The organism is uncultured Chitinophaga sp. (genome assembly GCF_902168175.1).
Taxonomy (GTDB): Bacteria; Bacteroidota; Bacteroidia; order Chitinophagales; family Chitinophagaceae; genus Chitinophaga.
In genome coordinates, this window is sequence record NZ_CABHOU010000085.1 from 1 (window position 1) to 2,586 (window position 2,586).

Sequence of the window (2,586 nt, forward strand, 5' to 3'; positions counted from 1 at the left end):
TTCCTGTATCTGAAGCTGCTTACCATTTCCGATGGCTCACTGCCAACGTTCCATATTTTCATCAGTTTCCTGGGTGCCCTCCTGGGTATTAGCCTGGGGTTTGATGCGATCAACTCAGAAAAAAATGCGGGTACGCTTACACGCCTGCTGGCGCAGCCTGTGTACCGCGACAGTTTACTATTAGCCAAATTCCTTGGCGCCCTTACTATTGTTTCCGCTTTATTCCTGGCCCTCGTGCTTCTTATGATAGGCGGCGGACTACTGATCACCGGCGTAAAAATGGAGGGACCTGAATTTCTGCGTATACTGGCATTTGTGGTAGTTACCGTATTGTATGTAGGCTTCTGGTTAGCCTTATCAATTTTCCTGTCCGTACAGTGCAGGCAGGCTACAACGTCGGCCCTTACTGCTATAGGCATCTGGATGTTTTTTACCATTTTCTACCAGATCGTTGTTAGTATGATCGTTAAAGCCTTTTTCCCTAATCCGATGTTCCTTTCCGAATCGGATGTACTGTCTTACAACCGGCTGATACTTGACATCCTCCGGTTGGCACCAGGCCAGCTTTATACCGACGCCACCACTACCCTGCTGATGCCATCCGTACGCAGCCTGGGGCCGCTCACTGTGGAACAAATGGCGGGCGCCATCCCTTCGCCACTGCCGGTGCGGGAAAGCCTGCTTATCGTGTGGCCTCAGGTAACCGGACTGGTAGCGGCAACTGCTGTGTGTTTTGCACTTACTTATTTTTTATTCATGAGGAGAGAGATAAGAACGTAACTTATCCGCTCTTTTCGTCCATGCGGTCAATCAGGAGATTGGCCGCTTTTATTTTGTGCTGCGTTTTTTGCCGAACGGCACCAATTTGTAAATACCCGCAGTTTCGGTCCGGGCACTAAAACGATGAGATGAGGTGTAGCCCCCCTGTCCAAACGCTTCGTCGCATGTGGTAGAACCTGGTATAGAACATCCTCCCCTACCGCCTAAATAATTATACCCTGTTAATTAATAATTATTTTTTACTTTAATATCCGAAAGTAGCGTGCTACGTTAAGGTTTTTATTATGAGAAAACGGCATCCGGTAGTCGTGTGATCTATCGACCGCTTGCGCCCCGTTAATTTATTTCAACCAAAATCGCCAGGTTTCCGGCAAATAGCGAATACAATAGCAATCCCTCACACTACATTGCTTTGCCCGTTATGCCGCCGACCAGGCGCATACACCCTGCCAGTCTACTGACATTTCAGTATCCATGCATTAAATACCTAATCTGTTTTATGAAGCGTAATTACTCCAAATTTTCGATTATGATCAAAAATGCTTTCCTGCTCCTGCTTGGGCTCTTTGCCAGCAGCCTGGCAGCCTATGCCCAATCTACGGTAAGGGGCAAAGTTACAGACAATACGCAAGGGGCCGCACCAGGCGTGAGTGTCCAGGTAAAAGGCACCACTAAAGGGGTGGTTACCAGCGGCGATGGTACATACAGTATTGATGTACCTGCTAATGGCACGACCCTCATTTTTTCCCTGGTAGGATTTGCTACGCAGGAGGTGGTTATCGGCGGCCGTGCTGTAGTGGACGTTGAAATGCAGCAAAGCACAAAATCACTGGACGAAGTGATGGTAGTGGCCTATGGTACCGCTAAAAAAGGCACCTACACCGGCGCGGCTTCCGTTATCAAACAAAATGATATCAAAGATGTCCCGTCTACTTCTTTCCAAAATGCTTTAATCGGACGGGCTGCCGGGGTTCAGGTAACCACCGCCAGCGGACAGGCCGGCGCAACGCCTGCTATCCGGATCAGGGGTGTGGGCTCGATGAACGCCAGCAACGAACCGCTGTACGTGATAGACGGAGTGCCTGTAGTGGCCGGCGACCAGGGCAACTTAAGCGGCTCCTACATTGGTTCCAATAACGTCATGAATACCATAAATCCGGCCGATATCGAAACCATCACTATCCTGAAAGATGCAGCGGCATCTTCGTTATATGGTTCCAGGGCGGCAAATGGCGTGGTGCTGATCACCACCAAGAAAGGTAAAAGGGGCAAACCCTCCGTGCATCTGGCCTCTTCTATTGGTTTTACGCCGTCGTGGGCAACAGACAACTACGAGTCTGCCGGGCCCCAGGAACAAACCAATATGCTGTACCGCATATTCCATGATTACAGAACATCTGCAGGACAAACAGAGGTACAGGCTAATACTTATGCGCTTACCCAGCTGAATACGAAGTTCAACCGGCATGGCTATAAATTCGCCACAACCGGCACTGCCCTTAATGAAAATGTGATCATTACCGGGATGACGGACGGACTTGTAAACCGGGAAGGAACTTATTACAACTGGGATGACGCCTATTTCGGTACTGGTATCTATCAAACCAATGATCTTTCCGTAAGCGGTGGCGATCAAAACACCACCTATTACACTTCCCTGAATTACACCAAAGATCAGAACAGGATTAAGATCAATAAATTCGACCGTATTTCCGGCCGCGCAAACATTACCCAAAAAGTGGGCAAATACTTCGAGTTCGCCACTAATGTAGCGATTGCGAGGAACAGCCAGGAGGGATTCAACGA

Annotated in this window: 2 protein-coding genes; both read left to right on the forward strand. The window is 49.0% G+C overall.

Going from position 1 to position 2,586, the window contains the following annotated elements:
• The coding region (locus tag QZT80_RS18945; protein ID WP_295125679.1) for an ABC transporter permease subunit at positions 1 to 780 on the forward strand (780 nt) is incomplete at its 5' end.
• Between the two features lie 529 nt (positions 781 to 1,309).
• Positions 1,310 to 2,586 (forward strand): TonB-dependent receptor plug domain-containing protein (locus QZT80_RS18950; RefSeq protein ID WP_295125682.1); only part of this gene is annotated, 1,277 nt, incomplete at its 3' end.